This window comes from Actinomyces lilanjuaniae, assembly GCF_003606385.1.
Lineage (GTDB): Bacteria > Actinomycetota > Actinomycetes > Actinomycetales > Actinomycetaceae > Actinomyces > Actinomyces lilanjuaniae.
On record NZ_CP032514.1, the window covers coordinates 624,438 to 641,289 of the forward strand.

A 16,852-nucleotide genomic window follows, 5' to 3' on the forward strand; every position below is an offset into this window, starting at 1 on the left:
TGTGATGACGACCCGTACCCGCACGATGATGACCTCCAAGATTCACCGGGCCACGGTGACCCGGGCTGACCTGGATTACGTCGGCTCCGTCACCGTGGACACCGACCTGCTTGAGGCGGCGGACATGCTTCCAGGTGAGCGCGTGGACGTCCTGGATTGCACCAACGGCAGCCGACTGACCACCTACACCATCCCCGGCCCGCGCGGCTCGGGGGAGGTCTGTGTCAACGGCGCGGCCGCCCACCTGGTGTCTCCCGGAGATGTCGTCATCCTCATCGCTTACTCCCAGCTCAGCGACGCCGAGGCCCGTACCTACGTGCCGCACGTGGTCTTCGTCGACGAGCGCAACCAGGTCGTCCACCTGGGAGGCGACCCGGGGGCGGTGCCCCAGGACGCCCAGGCGGCCCGCGTCCAGGGGCTGCGCTCCTCGGGCCTGACCTTTGAGGAGGCGCGCGCCTGACCCTAGGCGCCGTCCCGGCGGTTCACGCGTGTGATCGTCTCCCATGTGCATCAAGGTCAGTGATGCACATGGGAGCCTTGACCGTCATTCCAGAGCCGCCCAAGCTTCCGCGCGATTGCAGGGCTATAGGGGTCTACGATAAAAGATGAGCGTGCAACTCCGCGCATCGCGCCCACGACAGTGCTCACAATGGCACGCTCGCCCTCCATGACGTCCTGGTGGGGCAGCCGAATCGTCACGTACCCGAGCCGGGCGGCCGCGTGCTCGCGGTGCCGGTCCTTGCGGATCTGCTCCCGTGAGCTGTGGAACTCGTAGCCGTCTATCTCGAGGATGAGCCACCCCTCGACAAGGAAGTCCACCTCGCCTACGTCCTCGATCCACACGCCGCACTCCACCCGCAGCCCGGCACGGCGCAGCGCCAGGCGGACTACTGTCTCCAGCACGGACCTGGTGCCCGGCTCGGTCTGGGCAAGGCGGTTGCGCGCGGTGGCGGCGTACCGGGAGGTCAGGAGGTCAGACACCTCCTCGCGGGTAACATCCCCGCGGTGGAGCGCAGCGTCTGCGACCGCGACGGCAGGTGTCTCATCCATGCAGACCAGGCAGCAGGCAACGACCTGGGCTGGGACGACGAGTGGCAGGCCGTCAACCGTCATCGGGGTGAGCTCGAGGACACGGTGGAGCCGGACACCGTCGAGCGGGCGCTTGACGGAGGCACGGACACCATGGTTACGGCTGACGGCGACGTGGACCTCCTCTGGCGGGTGCAGCACGGGGTAGCCGAGGACCTCCGCCGCGCTGGCGCAGGTCAGATGGCCCCGGAAGGAACGCGCGACCACGGTGCGGTGGTCGGTGTGGAGGGCCACCAGGAGAGAGCGGCCCTGACGGTGGAGAAGCCCAGCAGCCAGGGCGACCTTGACAGCCTCCTGCTCAGCAGGGGTGTGGGCGACCTCGTCGGAGTGCGCGGCCCCGTGCAGGGAGGCGACGTGCTCCAGGAGAAGTGAGACGGCGGCGTCAGCGTGGTTCATATGCTGACGCTGCCTTGCGGTGGCCGGTTCCGCTCGGCTGGTGCTGCGGCTGCCCACCGGTGGTTGAGCCTGGCTGGCGAGAGCGCCCCCTGTGGTGACCGGGTCGTGCTGACATCGCGAGTACGCTGAGCTCGTGGGCGAAAAGAAGACAAGAGGGCGACAAAGGATGTGATAGGCATGACACAGGCGGGCGCGGATGGTCCCGGGGAGAATATGCAGGTTTATGTCCGCCGTGAGCTCACACTGGACGACGTGGTTGCGGCGGTCCCGGCTGGTTACGCCGTGGAGGGCGTTGACGGCGACGGGGCGTACATCACCGTGCGGCGCGAGGGGACAAAGGAGGTCCTCGCCGTCCTGGAGGAGAACTCCCTGGACATGGACTTCCGCTTCTACGACTATCTCGTCGAGGTCTCCGGCAAGGACGCCATGCACTTTGTGTACGACGTACACGAGGTGAGTTCTGGGCGCCAGCCGCGTGATCGCCGGTCAGCGTGCGACCGCAGGCTCGAGCTGGCCGTCCGCCTGGCCCAGGCCGGTGACGGCGTGGTCGCGGACGCCCTGACCCGCCAGCTGTGGCCAGAGCCTGGGCCGCACGTGCCGGACTACGACCTTGACGCGGAGGACGAGGAGCCTGGACCCAGGGTGCGGGTGGTCTGCATGACCTGGTACGTGCGCCACCGGGTGTGCAGCCAGCCGGTGCACGCCTGGGTGCGGGCGCTCAGCGCGGTCGCCCCACAGTGGCTTCCTACCAGGTACACGGGCGTCGCCCGGATGTGGCCCTTTGACGTGGGGCGCCTGGAGGAGGTCGAGGAGCGCTGGCGCAGCGACGAGAACGGGGTCAACATGGACTCGCCCTCCCCGATTGACCTCGCCTTGTTTCGCCATCTGGATCCGCGTGAGCCCCATGGCATGTACAGGGTTGAGTGCGTGGTGCCCGCCGAGGCCTTCATCCCTGCTGACACTCCCGCTGGCTCCCCAGCAGAGGTGCCGCTGCTGCACGAGCTGTTCACCACCGTTGCTGACGAGCTCCAGGCCGAGCTGGCTCTTGCCGAGGTCCTGGACGGCTGGGAGCGCAGCGACAGGGGCGACGTCATGCCGGTGGAGTCGCCGCCCGAAGAGGAGTCGGAGTGGGCGCAGAGCCTGAAGGACGGTGCCGCACTGGTGGCCGGGCTGCCCGAGAAGCCGGTGTGGTGGACCTGGCTCGGCCCGGCCTACGAGCGCCTCGTGTACTCAGCGCTTCCCGGACTTCGCGGGGCATGGGACCAGCACCGCTCGCGTCATGGCCTGACCCTGGTGCCTGCTGGCCTCGACCTGGTGCCGACAAAGGCTGACGCACTACCCGCGACCTGGTTCCCGCAGGAGTTCTGCTTCTGGACGCAGCGCCGACGGTTCGGCAGGCCTAGGCGCAGGCCTGCCGACCGGTTGCCGCAGTGGGACTGACCAGGTGGTATGCGTGGGCACCGGCTGCCTGGGCTGGTGCCCGCAAGGCAGCCGGTGGGCCGGGTGGGTCTGGCGGGCGGCTGGTGGGTCGGCTGGATCTGGTGGTTCCAGTGGGCAGCCGGTAGGCAGCCAGCGGACCAAGTACACTCTGCTGGGTGACTGACACCCCTGGCTCCCTGAGCCCTGCGACCAATGAGAACAGCGCCCGCAGCGCCCAGTACCCTGACACCAGGAGCGGGGGGAGCCGGGGTGGAGAGCCTGCGCGGGGCGTCCCCAGGGAGTCCGCTGCCAGCCATGCCGGGCACGCTCCCGCCCAGCCGTCCTCGCATCCCGGACCCGGCGAGCAGTTCGAGGTCCGCGCAGGCAAGCGTGAGCGGCTGCGCCAGGACGGCTGGGACCCCTACCCGGTCACCGTGCCGGTGACGACCACGATTGCTGCCGTCAGGCAGCAGCTCGGCCACCTGGAGGCGGGTGTGGAGACGGACACCGTGGTCGGCGTAGCCGGGCGGGTGGTCCTCCTGCGCAACACCGGCAGGCTCTGCTTCGCCACCCTCCAGGACGGGGCGGGAGCCACCCTCCAGGTCATGCTCTCGGCCAGGTCCCTGCCTGCCAGCGGCCACTCCAGCCTGGTCGCCTTCAAGACGGACGTCGACCTGGGGGACCACCTCTTTGTCCACGGCCATGTCGGTACCTCCCGCCGGGGCGAGCTGTCCGTCTTCGCGGAGCCGGTGCTGGCTGAGGGCGCTGACCTGGCCACGGCGACTGACGGCGACGTGGTGGTCCCGGCCTGGCGCATCGCCTCCAAGGCCCTGCGACCGCTGCCCAAGACCTGGACCAACGAGGCCGGGGAGGCCGTCACCCTCTCGGAGGAGCAGCGGGTGCGGCGTCGGGAGCTGGACCTGCTGACACGCCCGGCGGCGCGCGACATGGTGCGTACCCGGGCAGCCGTGGTCCGCTCTATCCGCGACAGCCTCCACCGCCGCGACTACCTGGAGCTGGAGACCCCCATGCTCCAGGTGATCCACGGCGGGGCGGCGGCGCGGCCCTTCACCACCCACATGAACGCCTTCGACACCGACCTCTACCTGCGCATCGCCACGGAGATCTACCTCAAGCGCGCCGTGGTGGGTGGTGTGGACCGCGTCTTCGAGATCAACCGGAACTTCCGCAACGAGGGTGTGGACTCCTCCCACTCCCCGGAGTTCACCGCCCTGGAGGCCTACGAGGCCTACTCGGACTACCACGGCATGGCCGAGCTGACCCGTGACCTCATCCAGGCGGCCGCCCGCGACGCCTTCGGGCTGGCTGAGGGCCAGGAGGTCGTCACCCTGGCTGACGGCACCGAGTACGACCTGTCCGGCCAGTGGGCCATGATCGACCTCTACACCTCGGTGTCCCAGGCCCTGGGGGAGGAGGTCACCGTGGAGACCCCGCGCGGGCGGCTGGTGGGCCTTGCCGAGGCCCACGGCATCGACGTCAGCGACTACGCGGTGCCGGGGAAGATCGTCGAGGACCTCTTTGAGGAGCTCGTGGGCTCCACCCTGTGGGAGCCCACCTTTGTCCTGGACTTCCCGGAGGACACCTCGCCACTGACCCGCTACCACCGCAGCCGTCCGGGGCTGACGGAGAAGTGGGACCTCTACGTTCGTGGCACGGAGACGGCCACTGCCTACTCCGAGCTGGCCGATCCCGTGGTCCAGCGCGAGCGCTTCGAGGCTCAAGCCCTGGCCGCCGCCAAGGGCGACCCGGAGGCCATGGTCCTGGACGAGGACTTCCTGGTGGCTATGGAGCAGGGGTTCCCGCCCTGCGGCGGCATGGGCATGGGGATCGACCGGGTGCTCATGGCCCTGACCGGCCAGGGGATCCGGGAGACCATCACCTTCCCCATCGTCAAGCGGTCCTGAGACCAGCCCCTGGGAGGGGCCGCAACGACGCCTGTGCTCCGGCACCTGGCCGCCTTGATTCCGCAGGTTCCTGCGGTTGTCGCGCAGCCGCCCGAGTTGGCTGCCTGGGCTGGCTCCGTGGGCGATGACTACCCCGAGGTTGCGGGGGCCGTGCACGCCCTGGACGCGTACGAGCTCGATGTCGGCCGTGGCGCTGGGGCCGGCGATCCAGGTCACCGGGCGCGCGGGGTGGCGGCTCGGGACCGTTGAGCTTGTGCGGCACAGAACTAGTGCCACACTGGTCGTGTGGCCACACTGACTCTCTCCGTTGATGCCGACGTGCTTCGTCGTGCCCGGATCCGCGCGCTCGAGCGCAATGAGTCTGTCAACCAGTACCTCAGCGACATGCTGGAGCGCTACGCGGGTACCAGCCAGCAGGACGCTGTGGAGTCGCTGCTTGCTCTGGCGGACGCCAGGCCAGCAAGCAGTGGCGGGGGCGGACGCGGGTGGAGCCGCGAGGGCCTCTATGATGTCTAGGCCCCTTTGATGGTGAGGGTCTTCCTGGACACTAATGTCCTTGCCTACGCCTTTGACAGCGCTTCTGCGTCCAAGCAGGCAGCAGCACGAGCCGCCCTGACAAGTCACCGTGACTTCACCGTGAGCACCCAGGTGATGCTTGAGCTGTTCGTCGTCCTGACCAGAAAGCTGAGGCCTGCATGGCCGGTTGAGGAGGCCAGGCGCGTTCTCCACCAGGTTGCAGACCTCGGGGTGGTCCTCGCTGACCGTGCGCTGGTTGAGCGGGCACTGATGACCGCTCAGAGGCACCAGCTCTCCGTCTGGGACGCCACGGTGCTTGAGGCTGTGGCCGAGTCCGGCTGCGGTGAGCTGTGGACCGAGGACCTGACGCATGGCAGCGTCCTGCGCGGGGTGAGAGTTGTCAACCCCCTCCTGAGCGCCTAGAGCGTGTTGGGAACGTTGGATGCGCTCGGAGCCGACTGAGCCGGTTGCTGAGCCGGTTGTGCTGAGGCGTGTGGTGCACCCAGGCAGGCGCTTGGGACCTCCGGTGTCCCAGGGGTGCCTGCCTGGGCAGGCTCAGTGGGCGATGACTACCCCGAGGTTGCGGGGGCCGTGCACGCCCTGGACGCGCACGAGCTCGATGTCGGCCGTGGCGCTGGGGCCGGCGATCCAGGTCATCGGGCGCGCGGGGTGGCGGCTGAGGATATCGACAGCCTGTGGCACCGTGGGCACGATCGTCTCGCGCTCCAGCACGCACACGTGACGGTCGGGCACCAGGGAGATGGCGCGCCTGCCCTGGTCGGGCTCGCCGTCGAGCACGATAGTCCCCGAGATGGAGATGCCCAGGCGCGAGCAGGTCACCACCGCGTCGATTGCGTCCAGGTCGAGGGTGGCGACGGGGGCCTCGCGCGAGTCCACGTGCACACTGCGACCCCGGCGCGCGGCGGCCTCCTTGTAGGTCTGCGGCAGACCTGCGGGCACCACCACGCTGCGGGCCTCGCCCAGGAGCTCGTCAACGGCCTGGACGACGCCAGTGTCGGTGGCCTCGGTGCGCACCAGGGCGTCGTAGTCCTCGAGCTTGCTCACCATGTCGGCCACGACTGGCGGTGACCCGGGCTCGTGCTCGCCCACGCGGATGTAGTCGCGCGGGACCGGACGCGCGGGGCCGCGCTGGGAGCGCGATACCGCGTCGCGGGCGCGGGCAAGAACGGCGGTACGTGCGTCCATCACTGGTCCTCCTGGGAAGCTGCCTGGGGTGCGGTGGCGGCCTCACCGGGCCTCCTCCCCGACGTCGGATGGGTGCGTGCCCACCACTGGCGGAAGCTCTCCGCAGGCGCCTCGGGGATGTCGCGCGCGCCGGTCCACTGCGAGGCTGGGAAGGGCAGGGCACCGATCCGGCCGTCTCTGCTGACCAGCCGTGAGGCCTTGACCGCCTGCTGGGCCAGTGACCACAGGCGGCCGTCACTCATCGCCGGCGCGGTGGCCTTCATGGCCACGTCCCACATGCCTGGCACGACCCTGCGTCTGGCCTCCACGGTGCGGGCGCGCAGGTGGATGAGGATCGTGGGGATGTCGATGCTGACCGGACAGGCCTCCCCGCAGGCCCCGCACAGGGAGGAGGCGAAGGGCAGGGTGTGGACCGGGTCGTCCTCGGACAGTCCCTGGGTCAGCTGGGGGGTGAGGATCGCGCCGATGGGGCCGGGGTAGACTGATCCGTAGGCGTGGCCGCCGGTGTGCTGGTAGACCGGGCAGATGTTCATGCACGCGCCACAGCGGATGCAGTGGAGGGCCTCGCGCCCCACCGGGTCGGACAGGACCTTGGTGCGCCCGTTGTCCATGAGGATGAGGTGGAACTCCTGGGGGCCGTCGCCCGGGGTGACTCCCGTCCACATTGAGGTGTAGGGGTTCATGCGCTCTCCCGTGGCGGAGCGCGGCAGGATCTGGGAGAAGATCTCCACGTCCTGGAAGCGGGGGACGAGCTTCTCGATGCCCATGAGGGTGATGAGGGTGTCCGGCAGGGTCAGGCACATGCGCCCGTTGCCCTCGGACTCGAAGATCGAGACGGTCCCGGTCTCGGCGATGCCCATGTTGGTGCCTGAGACGGCCACGGAGGCGTGGAGGAACTTTCTGCGCAGATGGGCACGCGCTGCCCCGGCCAGCTCGACCGGGTCGTCGGAGAGATCGGCGGGGGCGTCCTCCATGCGGTCCAGGAAGATCCCGCGCACCTCGGAGCGGTTGCGGTGGATCGCGGGCACCACGATGTGTGAGGGCATGTCGTCGGCGAGCTGGACGATCATCTCGGCCAGGTCGGTCTCGTGGGCGGTGATCCCTCGGCCTTGAGGTGCTCGTTGAGGTTGGTCTCCTGGGTGGCCATCGACTTGATCTTGACGACGTCGTCCACCCCCTTGGCCTTGATGATGCTGGTGACGATCCGGTTGGCCTCGGCGGCGTCGCGGGCCCAGTGGACCACGCCGCCACGCGCGGTGACGTTGGCCTCGAACTGCTCCAGGTAGTCGGGCAGGTGGCTCATGACCTCGTTCTTGACGGCGCTGGCCGCCTCGCGCAGCTGCTCCCAGTCAGGCATCTCCGCCGCACGCATGTCCCGCTTGCCACGGATGGTGCGGGTGGCCCGGCCCAGGTTGGAGCGCAGCTGGGTGTTCTGGAGGGTCTTGTGTGCGGCCTGGGGGAAGGTCTCCCCCCAGCGCAGGGTGTCGGTAGGAATAGTGACCGTGGTACGCCAGCCGCCGGTACCAGGCTCCTGGGCGGTAGGCCTGGAGCGGGTAGGCATGCCGAGAAAGACGCTGCTCATCGTGGTGTGGCCTCCTGGGTGTCCGCGGCAAAGGAGACGTTGCCGTGGAAGGGCTGGTCCTTGGTCGAGGCGAGGATCTCTGCCAGGTGCATGATCCGCACCCCGGAGTTGATGCGTGACAGTCCGCCTCCCACGTGCATGAGGCAGGAGTAGTCGCCCATGCACAGCACCTCCGCCTGGGTGGACATGACGTTGGAGACCTTGTCCGCCAGCATCGCGGTGGAGGTCTCGTGGTTCTTCATGGAGAAGGTGCCGCCGAACCCGCAGCAGACCTCCTCCTCGGGCAGGGGGAGCAGGGTGAGTGCCTCGACGGCGCGCAGCAGGCGGTAGGGCCGGTCACCGACCTTGGTGATGCGTAGCGAGTGGCAAGTCGGGTGGTAGGTCACCCGGTGGGGGAAGTAGGCACCGACGTCGGTTACTCCCAGGACGTCAACGAGCAGCTCGGGCAGGTCGTAGGTCCTGGCGGCGACCTCGGTGGCGCGCCGGGCCAGGGACGGGTTACCCACGTGCTCGGCGACCTGGGCCTGCTCGTGACGGGTGGCGCCTGTGCAGGAGCCCGAGGGGACGACGATGGCGTCCCACTCCCCGTCCAGGACCGGCTCAAAGGTCCGCACGTGGTTGGCGACCAGGGCGGAGGCCTGCTTGAAGTAGCCGGTGTTGGCGTGCATCTGGCCGCAGCACACCTGCCCTTCGGGGAAGACCACCTCGTGGCCAAGGCGTTCGAGGATGGTGACGGTGGCCTGCGGGGCTTGGGGGAACATCGAGTCCCCGATACAGGTGGCGAAGAGAGCGATGCGCACGGAATAACCTCCACGACGTCGTTGGCGGGAAGATGGCTGGCGGGAGGGTGGCGAGGACTCCTCTACCGTATTCGCTAGGAGGGCGTGGCGCGCGATGTGGTGGCTGGAGGCTGGTGGCCTGGGGCGGGGAGAGATCGAAGCGGTGCCATGACGCCGAGAAGCCTCTGCCGTCCATGTCGCGTGAGGGTAGTGGCGGGGGAGCGCCGGGTCGTGATCTGCGCGTGATTAAGCAAGCGAGGACTGTGCTTTTTCTGAGGCCGACAGCCTCTGTGGTCACGAGTCCTCTGCCTCGGGGCGGGAGGAGGGGGAACTCGGGGCGGGAGGAGGGGGGAAGATGACGTCCCACAGTGGTACGAGAATCAGGGGCGGCCCCGGGTGTGTGAGGACCCGGGGCCGCCCCTGAGCTGTCGCAGAGGGGTCCGGTCAGGCCCTGCCCCCTCGTCCACCAGCGCCCTCATGCGCGCGCGCGCGCCCTCGCGGCGCAGGGCAGCTAGCTCCTCAAGGAAGGTGGTGCGGAACCGCTCGTCGTCGGCCAGGTCCCGAAGACCTCCCGGTGACCGATGAAGGCGAGGTCATCGCCCGCCTCCTGCCTCTCCGCGAGTGGCCGCAGGTCGTCGGCCACCGGGATCTCCTGCCCGTTCTCGTCGGTGCCGAGAGCCCCCAGCGACCAGGCGGCGCACATGGCTGCTCCCAGTCGTACAGGTCCGTCGGCTGCCAGGTTGTCGCGCACAGTCGGCAGCACGAACTTCGGCATCCCGGAGGGGCCGAACTGTGCCAGCCGCAGCAGGGTGTCCGCGATCGCCTCGTTGGTGAAGCGCTCAAAGAGCGTGTCGATGTAGGTGTCCAGGTCGATGCCGGGCACGGGCAGCAGGCGCGGCCGTGCCTCACGCTGCAGGTAGGTGCGCACCCATGCGGCGATATCAGGGTCGGCGGCGGCGGTGTGGGCGTAGTCGATGCCCAGCAGCCGCCCCCAGTGGGCCAGCCCCTGGTGGGCGGCGTTGAGCAGGCGCAGCTTCATAAGCTCGTAGGGGACCACGTCCTCCACCAGCTGGGCGCCGACCTCCTCGAAGGCGGGGCGCCCGGCGGGGAAGGCGTCCTCCAGGACCCACTGGGTGAAGGGCTCGGCGACGACGGGCCAGGCGTCGTCCAGGCCTTCCAGGGCGCGGACCTCCTCAATGTCTGTCTGCGTGGTCGCGGGAGTGATGCGGTCCACCATGCAGTTGGGGAAGGAGACGTTGTCCTGGATCCACCCGGCCAGCTCGGGATCGCTCATCCGTGCCTGGGACACGACGGCGGTCCTGGCGACCTTTCCGTTTCCGGGAAGGTTGTCGCAGCTCATGACGGTGAAGGGCTGGGTCCCGGCCTCACGGCGGCGGCGCAGCGCCTCCACGACGTAGCCGAAGGTCGTCGTGGGCTGTCTCGGGTGGGTTGCGTCGTGGAGCGCCCCGGGGGAGTCGGTGCGGAAGGACCCGGTGGCGTCGTCAATGTTGTAGCCGCCCTCGGTCACAGTCAGCGACACGATGCGGGTCGTGGGCGCGGCCATGACCTCCAGGACGGCCTCAGGGTCGTCGGGGGCGAAGAGGTAGCGGTGGAGCGAGCCGATGACCGCGGGCTCGCGTCGCCCGCCAGGGTGCTTGAGCACGAGGGTGTACAGGTGGTCCTGGCCCTCCAGGGCGTCGCGCATGCGGGCGTCGCCGGGCAGCAGACCGACACCGCAGATGCCCCAGTCCGCCGCCTTGCCCTGGCGCATGAGGCGGTCGACGTACATGGCCTGGTGGGAGCGGTGGAAGCCGCCCACGCCGATGTGGACGATGCCGGTGGTGACGGCGGAGCGGTCGTAGTCGGGAGCCAGTGGTGACTCGGCCAGTGACAGGCCGGGGGCGGCGGGTGAGGTGGTGGTCATGATGGTCTCGCTTTCTTCAGCGGTGAGTAGAGTGCATGGTTGGGGGCGTGCGTTGTCTGGGTGTGAGAAGGGGGTGGTGGGCACTGGTCCTGCCAGGGACACCGCCATAGTGCCATGGTTCCTGTAGTGCGCCTGTCATGGCGCCTGTGGGGAGTGGAGAGACCGTATTCCCAGGTATTCCCAGGTATTTCCAGGTATCCCCAGGTCCCGGCGGGTGCCCGCCACGCACCCCTAGCGTGCGGCTTCCTTGTCCCTGATCTCCTTGTCCCTGATCTCGGGCTCCTCGTGCAGGACCCGGGCGTTACCCGGGAGCTTGAGGAAGAACAGCAGGATGAAGGAGATGCCGTAGATGCCGGCCAGGGCCAGCCCGGGAGCGGCGTAGTCGCCAGCGGTGTTGCCGTCGCCGATCAGCAGCAGCGAGACGATCCCCGGGCCGACGAAGGCTCCTAGCCCTGCGCCGAGGTTGAGGATGGCCAGGGAGTTGCCGGTCTCCCCCTTGGCGTGGGCCATGACGAGCGGTGTGGTGGGCACGTGCGCGGACAGGCCGATGCCGATGGCGGCCATGCCCAATGAGACGAGCCAGAAGTTCGGCCCGGCGACCATGGGGATGAAGTAGAGGTAGACCAGGGAGGCCCCGGTCAGCGGCGCGGCGATCCACTGGAGGGTGTTGCGCCAGCCCAGCTGGTCCCCGACCACGCCCCACACGACGTCCCCGATGATGGCGACGAGCCCGAAGACCGCGAAGGCGCGGGCGGCGTCGGCCTCCGGCATCCCGTAGACACGGTGGAGGTAGACCAGGTAGTAGGCCTGCATGCCGTACTGCCCGGACAGGTTGATGACCTTGACGATGCCCATGAGGGAGACCTTGGGGTGGCGCCACAGGACGCTGACTCCCTCAAAGAGGGAGGTCGCCACGGACACGCCCGTGGTCCGGGTGGAGGAGGGATGACGCAGCAGGAACAGCCACAGGATGGTGCCACCGATGCCGGCCAGTACCAGGCCCAGCCAGAGAGTGGCGATGTGTCCGATGGGGTTGAGCAGCAGGGAGGACAGCCAGGAGCCGAGGAGCTGCATGCCCAGGGAGAAGGCGAACCAGAACCAGCCTGAGGCGGCACCCTGCCGTTCGGTGGGGGTTACCATCATGACCCAGGTGAGGAATCCGTAGGCAAGCATCGGGTATCCCAGTCCCCGCGCCCCGTAGAAGACCATGACCAGGGGAAGGTTCCCCGACGGCAGGCCGACGGCGATGAACAGGAAGTCGAAGACCATGAAGGACAGGAAGCCGATGAGCATGACCCTGCGCGGCCCGATGCCGTCGCACAGGGCTCCGGAGAGGAACGCCCCGATCGCGACGACGACGCCGTAGGCGGTGTAGACGTCGGTGCCCTGTGATGTCGCGAAGCCGACGGCGTCGCTGGACAGGTAGCTGACGATCCATACGGCCTCGATCCCGTCACCGATGACGAAGATGATGACCGCCAGGAAGCCCAGCGCCAGGTTGGTAGGGAAGCCGGTGCGCTGGATCGCGGCCACCAGTATGCGCTGGATCGCGGCCACCAGTGGGTTTGAGCTAGGCATTGATAGACCTCTGGTGTGAGACGACGGTGTCTGCGGGCTTGTCCGGTGGTGACGGTGCCGTGGCTTCCGTAACCGCGACCGCCCGTGTCTCTATCGTGGGGTGTGGTGCAGGTCGTGTGGTTGCCCGGTCTGGTGGGAGGGCGTGACCGTTTTCTGACTGCTTGTCGCCCGGTGCCCCCGGTCGTCGAGACTGTGCTGCTGCGGTGTTTTTAGCGGCGCCTTCCGCGGTGTCTTCGCGCTGCTGGTGCGGCCTGTGAGAATGCGGCCGCGCGGCGAGGGGACTGATGGGGAGAACTGGCGAGCAGGGGTGTGCCGGGCACTGGCTGACCGCTGTGGACCGTGACGGTGACCGCTTCGTGGGGGCGGGGTGAGCAGGTTCGCGAGACTTTGTGCAGGTACGCAGCTCTCTTGTGCCCATCTGCATGTGTACAGTTCTCCTGTTCCTTGGTGAGGCAGGACAGGCCTGAGTTCCCTGCTGAGAGCAACAGAAGGTGTGCCATGTTGTCGGTTGTTGTTTCAGTCCTTGTCGCCCTGGTGGCGCTGGTTGTGGTGGTGGCCGTGGTGCACCGGGGCAGCGGGCCGCGCACCCGTCTGCTCCAGCTGGCCGCCGCATCCATGCTTGTGTCGGTGCTCCTGCGTGAGTACGAGGCGGTCTACGGGGACCAGGTGGTGGTGGACCTGGTCAAGCGCCTGGTGTTCCTGGTGACGATGGTGTCGGTGGCGGTGCTGGTGATGACGTTCCGCCGTGGTGGGCTGTCGCGGCGTGCGGCCTGGCGGGTGGCCGGGGCGGGCGCCGTGCTGGGCGTGGTGGACTGCGTGGCTGCGGCGGCGATGCCGCTGCGTGAGGGCGGCCTGCTCTACTCCTACGACCAGGCGGGGGTCTCGGCCTGGGTGGGGGTCTACTACGGGACCTACGAGGTAGCCCTGGCCGCGATGGCGGTGGCACTGGGCACGGGTGGGGTGTCGGCGCTGGTGCGCCGGGGCCAGCCGGGGGCGGCGCGGGTGTCGCTGGTGCTGCTGGTGGCGGCGGCGGGGCTGACGGTGGTCTACGCGGGCGTGGGCGTGGCCTCGCTGGCGGGGCTGGTCGGGCCCGGGGCCGGGAGGTGCGTCACGTGCTGTTCCTGGTGGTGCTGGTGCTGATCGTGGTGGCGCTGGCCGTGGGCGGCGTGCGCCGGATCGTGGAGGAGGGCCGCTCGGTGCTGGTGGAGCGCGTGGGCGAGCAGGTGGTGGAGCCGCTGTGGCGGGAGGTCACCCGGGTGCGTCCGGGGGTGCGCCTGTCGGTGGAGGGGCTGTCGGCTGGTGAGCGGGTGGTGCGTCAGGTGGTGGAGACCAACGACGTGCTGCACCTGGTGCGCTACGGGGAGGCCGCTGCGGGGGTGGCCGAGCCCGCCGGCCCGGCGGGCACCGCCGAGCTGGTGGTGGGCCTGGTGGGGCCTGAGGCGGTGCCGCGTCCGCTGGGGTGGTGGGACCGGGTGCTGGTGGGCCTGGGCCGGGTGGTCCTGCCGCGTGACGAGGTCAGTGCCTCCCTGCGCGAGCTCTACGAGCTGCGCCTGGCCCTGGCTCCCTACTACCCCGCACGCACGCGCTAGGGGCACGAGACGGCCAGGCCCTGCTCCGGCGACGTCGAGGAGCCCCGCCCCCACACGCTAGACACCGGAGCAGTTCCTGGGGGGCTGGCGTGAACCAGTCCGCCTGAGCCAGCCCGTCAGTACCGGGCCTAGACCCGCTCCACCTTGGTGCCCAGGAGTGACAGGCGCTGCGCCGTCGTGGAGCGTAGCTCGTGGCCGGTCAGGAGCACCTCCATCTCCCGCACGTGGGCGAAGCGGGTGAATGTCTGGCGTCCGAACTTCTCGTGGCCTCCTACGAAGACGCTGCGCCGGGCCGCGGCGATGACAGTCTCTTTGACGGAGGCGACAGCAGGATCGGGGGTGGACAGCCAGCCGTCCTCGCTGACGCCGTTGGCGCCGATAAAGGCCAGATCCGGGGTCATCTGCCGCAGGGTGCCCAGAGCCCAGAAGTCGACGACACCCATGGTGGTGCGTCGCACCCGCCCACCGACACTGATGACCCGGGTACGGGGACGTTCGCTCATCTCCATGGCTGTAGGAAGGGACGTGGTGATGATGGTGAGGTCGCGCTCCACGCTCAGTGCCCGGCCGACCAGCAGAGGCAGGTAGCCCTCGTCGAGGAAGATGGTCTCTGCGGTGTCGACGTACCTGCTGGCAGCGGCGGCAATTCTCAGTTTCTCCTCGGTCTGGTGGGTCTCCCGGAAGGCGCGGTCGGTCTCGAAGGTGGAGACGTCCACGGCGGTGACCTCGCCGTAGGAACGGGTGACCAGGCCGCGGTCCTCCAGGGCGCGCACGTCACGCCGGGCGGTCTCCTGGGAGACGCCGAACTGGGTGGACAGGTCGGAGACGGCTAGCGTGCCCTGCTCACGGATCAAGGCCAGCAGGACCTCACGACGGTCGCGTGCACTGCCTACTGGCCCAGTGGTGGTAGCGGTGGAGGCTGTCGGGGAGCTTGCTGACGACGCTGAGGCGGACGCCGGGGTGGGCGAGGGCGCGCTGGCTGGAGACGAGGTAGTCGGGGACGAGGAGGCCTGAGGGGTGGTGACATCGTCGTTACCCATATCTCCATGGTGCGCCCGCAGGCGGCTGCGCGCAGCTGTTTGTGCCGGGAGTGGGTCGGAGACGTGCTGCCCAGGAGCAGCCCCGAAGAGCAGCACCATGAGGTCGTAGCCGAGGTCGACGATGTGTGTGCCAGTCTCTGCTGCACATCTTCGGCTCTGGTTCGGTGCTGGAACGGCGTGGTTCCCGCGTGATGACGCCAGTTCGTCCGTGGCTGCTGGCTCAAGACAGTCTGAAGATGTGCAGCAGCCGATTCTCCCCGGCTCCAGGAGGTCAGGATGGGGTTGCCGTGCGTGGAGCTAGGAGGAGGTTCCTGTGCCGGTGAGGATGATGAGGTTGCAGCTGGTGGAGACGGCGAGCTCGTCGAGGGCCTGGGTGGTGGCTGGCCCGACGGAGACGACGGCGTGGAACCAGTAGGGACGATCAGGCTCCGGCAGCCGTGACTCGCTCTTGCTGACCCTGTACTGTGCGACAAACTGCGCCTCTGTGGCGATGATGCCTGGCATGCGTTGGGTCACTGAGCCTAGAGACGTCTGGACTTTCAGCGGCTCTGGTACGTATTGGGTGAAGTCGGCGAAGCGGTCGTCCTGCGGCTCCTCCTGGCCGGGGAGGGGCAGGACGGAGCACCCCGTCAGGAGGACGGCGCAGGCGGTTGTCGGAGTCGTCGCAGGCAATCCACCGGCGTGGCTCGTCACCTCGTAGGGCCGGAATGAGTGGCAGAAGCGCAGCGGTGTCGGTTCGAAGTCGGCCAGTCACCATCGACGCAACCTCCTCAGTACTGCCTGCCGTCAGGGTACCGGTTGGCCTGGTCGTCGCCACCGGGCTCGTGGCGGGGGTAGCGGCCTCCACCGTTGTCCCACCCGCCGCGCCAGTCGTTGCGGTCCCGGGACTCATCGTCGTGCGAGTCGCCTGGCTCCTGGCCGGAGCCGTCCCCGAGCTGGGGCGGCTCCTCCCCGACCTTCCACGACACCGTTCGGGTGAGGGTCCCCTGACGTATAGGGGAGTGAAACTCGGTGTCGGTATAGCCGTTCTCGACGAGCTCGTTGGCTGCCGTGATGGTCTCGTTCAGCTCTCCGTCAACCTCTTTGCGGATCGAGGTGTCCTCCCGGTACCCCTCCTCGTAGTCGAAGGTCATTTGATGGTCCGGTCCGGGGGTTCCCCGGTCGTGTAGCCATTGGCGGTGGTGTATGGGGCCTCCTGTGGCGACATGGGCGCAGTAGGCGCTGTAGAGGCCAGCGGGGCCGTGGCCTGGGTGTCCACCAGGGTGATCGCTTGGGCAAAGGCATTGAGCGTCGTCTGCATGGCAGCCATCTGGGTCAGGAGGAAACCTTGCCCGGTAGCCTGCTGCTGAGCCGCCGACAGGGACAGCGTCCAGTCGTCCGCAACCTCGAAACCCGCAGCCTCCATCTGCTGCGCGGCATCTACCGCTCTTGGCAGGCGGTGTTCCTCTGCATATGCATACCACTTCGGCAGGTTGGCATGCTGTATGAGGCTGCTGGCCAGCCCCTCTACCGTGCCTGCTATTGAGGTGGCGCGTGCTGCAAAGGCTGCTGCGGCCCTGCCCTTCCACCCCTCGGCAGCCGTCGTCTTGGCGCTGACGATCCCGTGCGCGGCGTCTTGGGCGGTGCGCCCCTGTGAGTTCAAGCGAAAAGCGGCCTGGTAGTAAGGCTCCGGGGTGAAGGACGCCGCAGCCGACAGCGTGACGGTCGTAGTCATGGCCGCAACCAACTTTATTCTTCTGGAGTGCTGGCAGCCGGGCACCGTGAGATCGCCAGGGAAGACGCGCCCCTGGGTGTGCGCAACCACATGAC

15 protein-coding genes and 3 pseudogenes are annotated in these 16,852 nt (G+C 68.6%); 7 read left to right on the forward strand and 11 right to left on the reverse strand.

Translation table 11 applies throughout. The features are described from left to right. Window positions 1-4: 4 nt before the first annotated feature. Entirely contained in the window at window positions 5-460 is a 456-nt protein-coding gene (gene panD / locus D5R93_RS02700) for an aspartate 1-decarboxylase (RefSeq protein ID WP_119836401.1), read from the forward strand. Window positions 461-516: 56 nt separating this feature from the next. Here panD and D5R93_RS13480 read toward each other — a convergent pair whose 3' ends face one another. Then, on the reverse strand, window positions 517-1,485 hold the full coding sequence (locus tag D5R93_RS13480; RefSeq protein ID WP_182911368.1) for an endonuclease domain-containing protein: 969 nt from the start codon (window positions 1,483-1,485) through the stop codon (window positions 517-519). A 177-nt stretch (window positions 1,486-1,662) separates the two neighbouring features. On the opposite strand from D5R93_RS13480, the gene D5R93_RS02710 reads away from it, so the two are divergent. Together D5R93_RS02710 and D5R93_RS02715 are read left to right on the forward strand one after the other, a co-directional pair. Next, window positions 1,663-2,925, forward strand: a complete 1,263-nt coding sequence (locus tag D5R93_RS02710) for a hypothetical protein (protein ID WP_162933791.1) — start codon at window positions 1,663-1,665, stop codon at window positions 2,923-2,925. A 155-nt stretch (window positions 2,926-3,080) separates the two neighbouring features. Further along, window positions 3,081-4,829, forward strand: a complete 1,749-nt coding sequence (locus tag D5R93_RS02715) for a lysine--tRNA ligase (RefSeq protein WP_243106909.1) — start codon at window positions 3,081-3,083, stop codon at window positions 4,827-4,829. A gap of 117 nt (window positions 4,830-4,946) precedes the next feature. Here D5R93_RS02715 and D5R93_RS13825 read toward each other — a convergent pair. Beyond that, window positions 4,947-5,063: pseudogene (locus D5R93_RS13825) on the reverse strand (LUD domain-containing protein); the annotation flags it as partial. A gap of 51 nt (window positions 5,064-5,114) precedes the next feature. Between D5R93_RS13825 and D5R93_RS02725 the strand changes: the two are divergent. Together D5R93_RS02725 and D5R93_RS02730 are read left to right on the forward strand one after the other, a co-directional pair. Beyond that, entirely contained in the window at window positions 5,115-5,345 is a 231-nt protein-coding gene (locus D5R93_RS02725; protein WP_120203696.1) for a hypothetical protein, read from the forward strand. A gap of 9 nt (window positions 5,346-5,354) precedes the next feature. Then, window positions 5,355-5,768 (forward strand): PIN domain-containing protein, encoded by a 414-nt coding sequence (locus D5R93_RS02730; RefSeq protein WP_120203699.1) that lies wholly within the window; start codon window positions 5,355-5,357, stop codon window positions 5,766-5,768. Window positions 5,769-5,900: 132 nt separating this feature from the next. Here D5R93_RS02730 and D5R93_RS02735 read toward each other — a convergent pair whose 3' ends face one another. The 5 genes and pseudogenes from D5R93_RS02735 to D5R93_RS02755 form a co-directional block, all read right to left on the reverse strand. Further along, window positions 5,901-6,551: a LutC/YkgG family protein gene (locus D5R93_RS02735; protein WP_119836447.1), complete on the reverse strand. Its 651-nt coding sequence runs from the start codon at window positions 6,549-6,551 to the stop codon at window positions 5,901-5,903. Then, a pseudogene (locus tag D5R93_RS02740) lies at window positions 6,551-8,133 on the reverse strand (LutB/LldF family L-lactate oxidation iron-sulfur protein). The gene D5R93_RS02735 and the pseudogene D5R93_RS02740 overlap by 1 nt, the downstream one beginning before the upstream one ends. Beyond that, window positions 8,130-8,933 (reverse strand): (Fe-S)-binding protein, encoded by an 804-nt coding sequence (locus D5R93_RS02745; protein ID WP_119836406.1) that lies wholly within the window; start codon window positions 8,931-8,933, stop codon window positions 8,130-8,132. Before D5R93_RS02745 ends, D5R93_RS02740 begins: the two are co-directional and overlap by 4 nt. Window positions 8,934-9,292: 359 nt before the next feature. Continuing rightward, window positions 9,293-10,836: pseudogene (locus D5R93_RS02750) on the reverse strand (mannitol dehydrogenase family protein). Between the two features lie 231 nt (window positions 10,837-11,067). Then, window positions 11,068-12,414, reverse strand: a complete 1,347-nt coding sequence (locus D5R93_RS02755) for an RbtT/DalT/CsbX family MFS transporter (RefSeq protein WP_120203701.1) — start codon at window positions 12,412-12,414, stop codon at window positions 11,068-11,070. A 498-nt stretch (window positions 12,415-12,912) separates the two neighbouring features. On the opposite strand from D5R93_RS02755, the gene D5R93_RS02760 reads away from it, so the two are divergent. Together D5R93_RS02760 and D5R93_RS02765 are read left to right on the forward strand one after the other, a co-directional pair. Further along, window positions 12,913-13,554 carry a hypothetical protein gene (locus tag D5R93_RS02760; RefSeq protein ID WP_162933792.1) on the forward strand — a complete coding sequence of 214 codons (642 nt, stop codon included), beginning with the start codon at window positions 12,913-12,915 and terminating at the stop codon, window positions 13,552-13,554. Further along, the gene (locus tag D5R93_RS02765; RefSeq protein WP_120203707.1) at window positions 13,527-14,003 is read left to right on the forward strand and encodes a DUF6545 domain-containing protein; all 477 of its coding nucleotides are present in this window, start codon (window positions 13,527-13,529) and stop codon (window positions 14,001-14,003) included. Before D5R93_RS02760 ends, D5R93_RS02765 begins: the two co-directional genes overlap by 28 nt. Window positions 14,004-14,131: 128 nt before the next feature. On the opposite strand, the gene D5R93_RS02770 is transcribed toward D5R93_RS02765, so the two are convergent. The 4 genes from D5R93_RS02770 to D5R93_RS02785 all read right to left on the reverse strand — a co-directional run bounded on the left by D5R93_RS02770 (window position 14,132) and on the right by D5R93_RS02785 (window position 16,847). Beyond that, window positions 14,132-15,043, reverse strand: coding sequence for a DeoR/GlpR family DNA-binding transcription regulator (locus D5R93_RS02770; RefSeq protein ID WP_120203709.1), 912 nt, complete (start codon window positions 15,041-15,043; stop codon window positions 14,132-14,134). Window positions 15,044-15,340: 297 nt separating this feature from the next. Beyond that, on the reverse strand, window positions 15,341-15,715 hold the full coding sequence (locus D5R93_RS02775) for a hypothetical protein (protein WP_120203713.1): 375 nt from the start codon (window positions 15,713-15,715) through the stop codon (window positions 15,341-15,343). A 98-nt stretch (window positions 15,716-15,813) separates the two neighbouring features. Continuing rightward, window positions 15,814-16,176 carry a hypothetical protein gene (locus D5R93_RS02780; protein ID WP_120203715.1) on the reverse strand — a complete coding sequence of 121 codons (363 nt, stop codon included), beginning with the start codon at window positions 16,174-16,176 and terminating at the stop codon, window positions 15,814-15,816. Further along, window positions 16,173-16,847: a hypothetical protein gene (locus D5R93_RS02785; RefSeq protein WP_120203717.1), complete on the reverse strand. Its 675-nt coding sequence runs from the start codon at window positions 16,845-16,847 to the stop codon at window positions 16,173-16,175. The genes D5R93_RS02780 and D5R93_RS02785 overlap by 4 nt, the downstream gene beginning before the upstream one ends. Window positions 16,848-16,852 lie beyond the last annotated feature (5 nt).

Excerpts from the sequence above, each read along its gene's own strand:
- panD (WP_119836401.1), top strand. The coding sequence starts at position 5 with ATGACGACCCGTACCCGCACGATGATGACCTCCAAGATTCACCGGGCC.
- D5R93_RS13480 (WP_182911368.1), bottom strand. The coding sequence starts at position 1,485 with ATGAACCACGCTGACGCCGCCGTCTCACTTCTCCTGGAGCACGTCGCC.
- D5R93_RS02710 (WP_162933791.1), top strand. The coding sequence starts at position 1,663 with ATGACACAGGCGGGCGCGGATGGTCCCGGGGAGAATATGCAGGTTTAT.
- D5R93_RS02730 (WP_120203699.1), top strand. The coding sequence starts at position 5,355 with ATGGTGAGGGTCTTCCTGGACACTAATGTCCTTGCCTACGCCTTTGAC.
- D5R93_RS02735 (WP_119836447.1), bottom strand. The coding sequence starts at position 6,551 with ATGGACGCACGTACCGCCGTTCTTGCCCGCGCCCGCGACGCGGTATCG.
- D5R93_RS02755 (WP_120203701.1), bottom strand. The coding sequence starts at position 12,414 with ATGCCTAGCTCAAACCCACTGGTGGCCGCGATCCAGCGCATACTGGTG.
- D5R93_RS02760 (WP_162933792.1), top strand. The coding sequence starts at position 12,913 with ATGTTGTCGGTTGTTGTTTCAGTCCTTGTCGCCCTGGTGGCGCTGGTT.
- D5R93_RS02770 (WP_120203709.1), bottom strand. The coding sequence starts at position 15,043 with ATGGGTAACGACGATGTCACCACCCCTCAGGCCTCCTCGTCCCCGACT.
- D5R93_RS02780 (WP_120203715.1), bottom strand. The coding sequence starts at position 16,176 with ATGACCTTCGACTACGAGGAGGGGTACCGGGAGGACACCTCGATCCGC.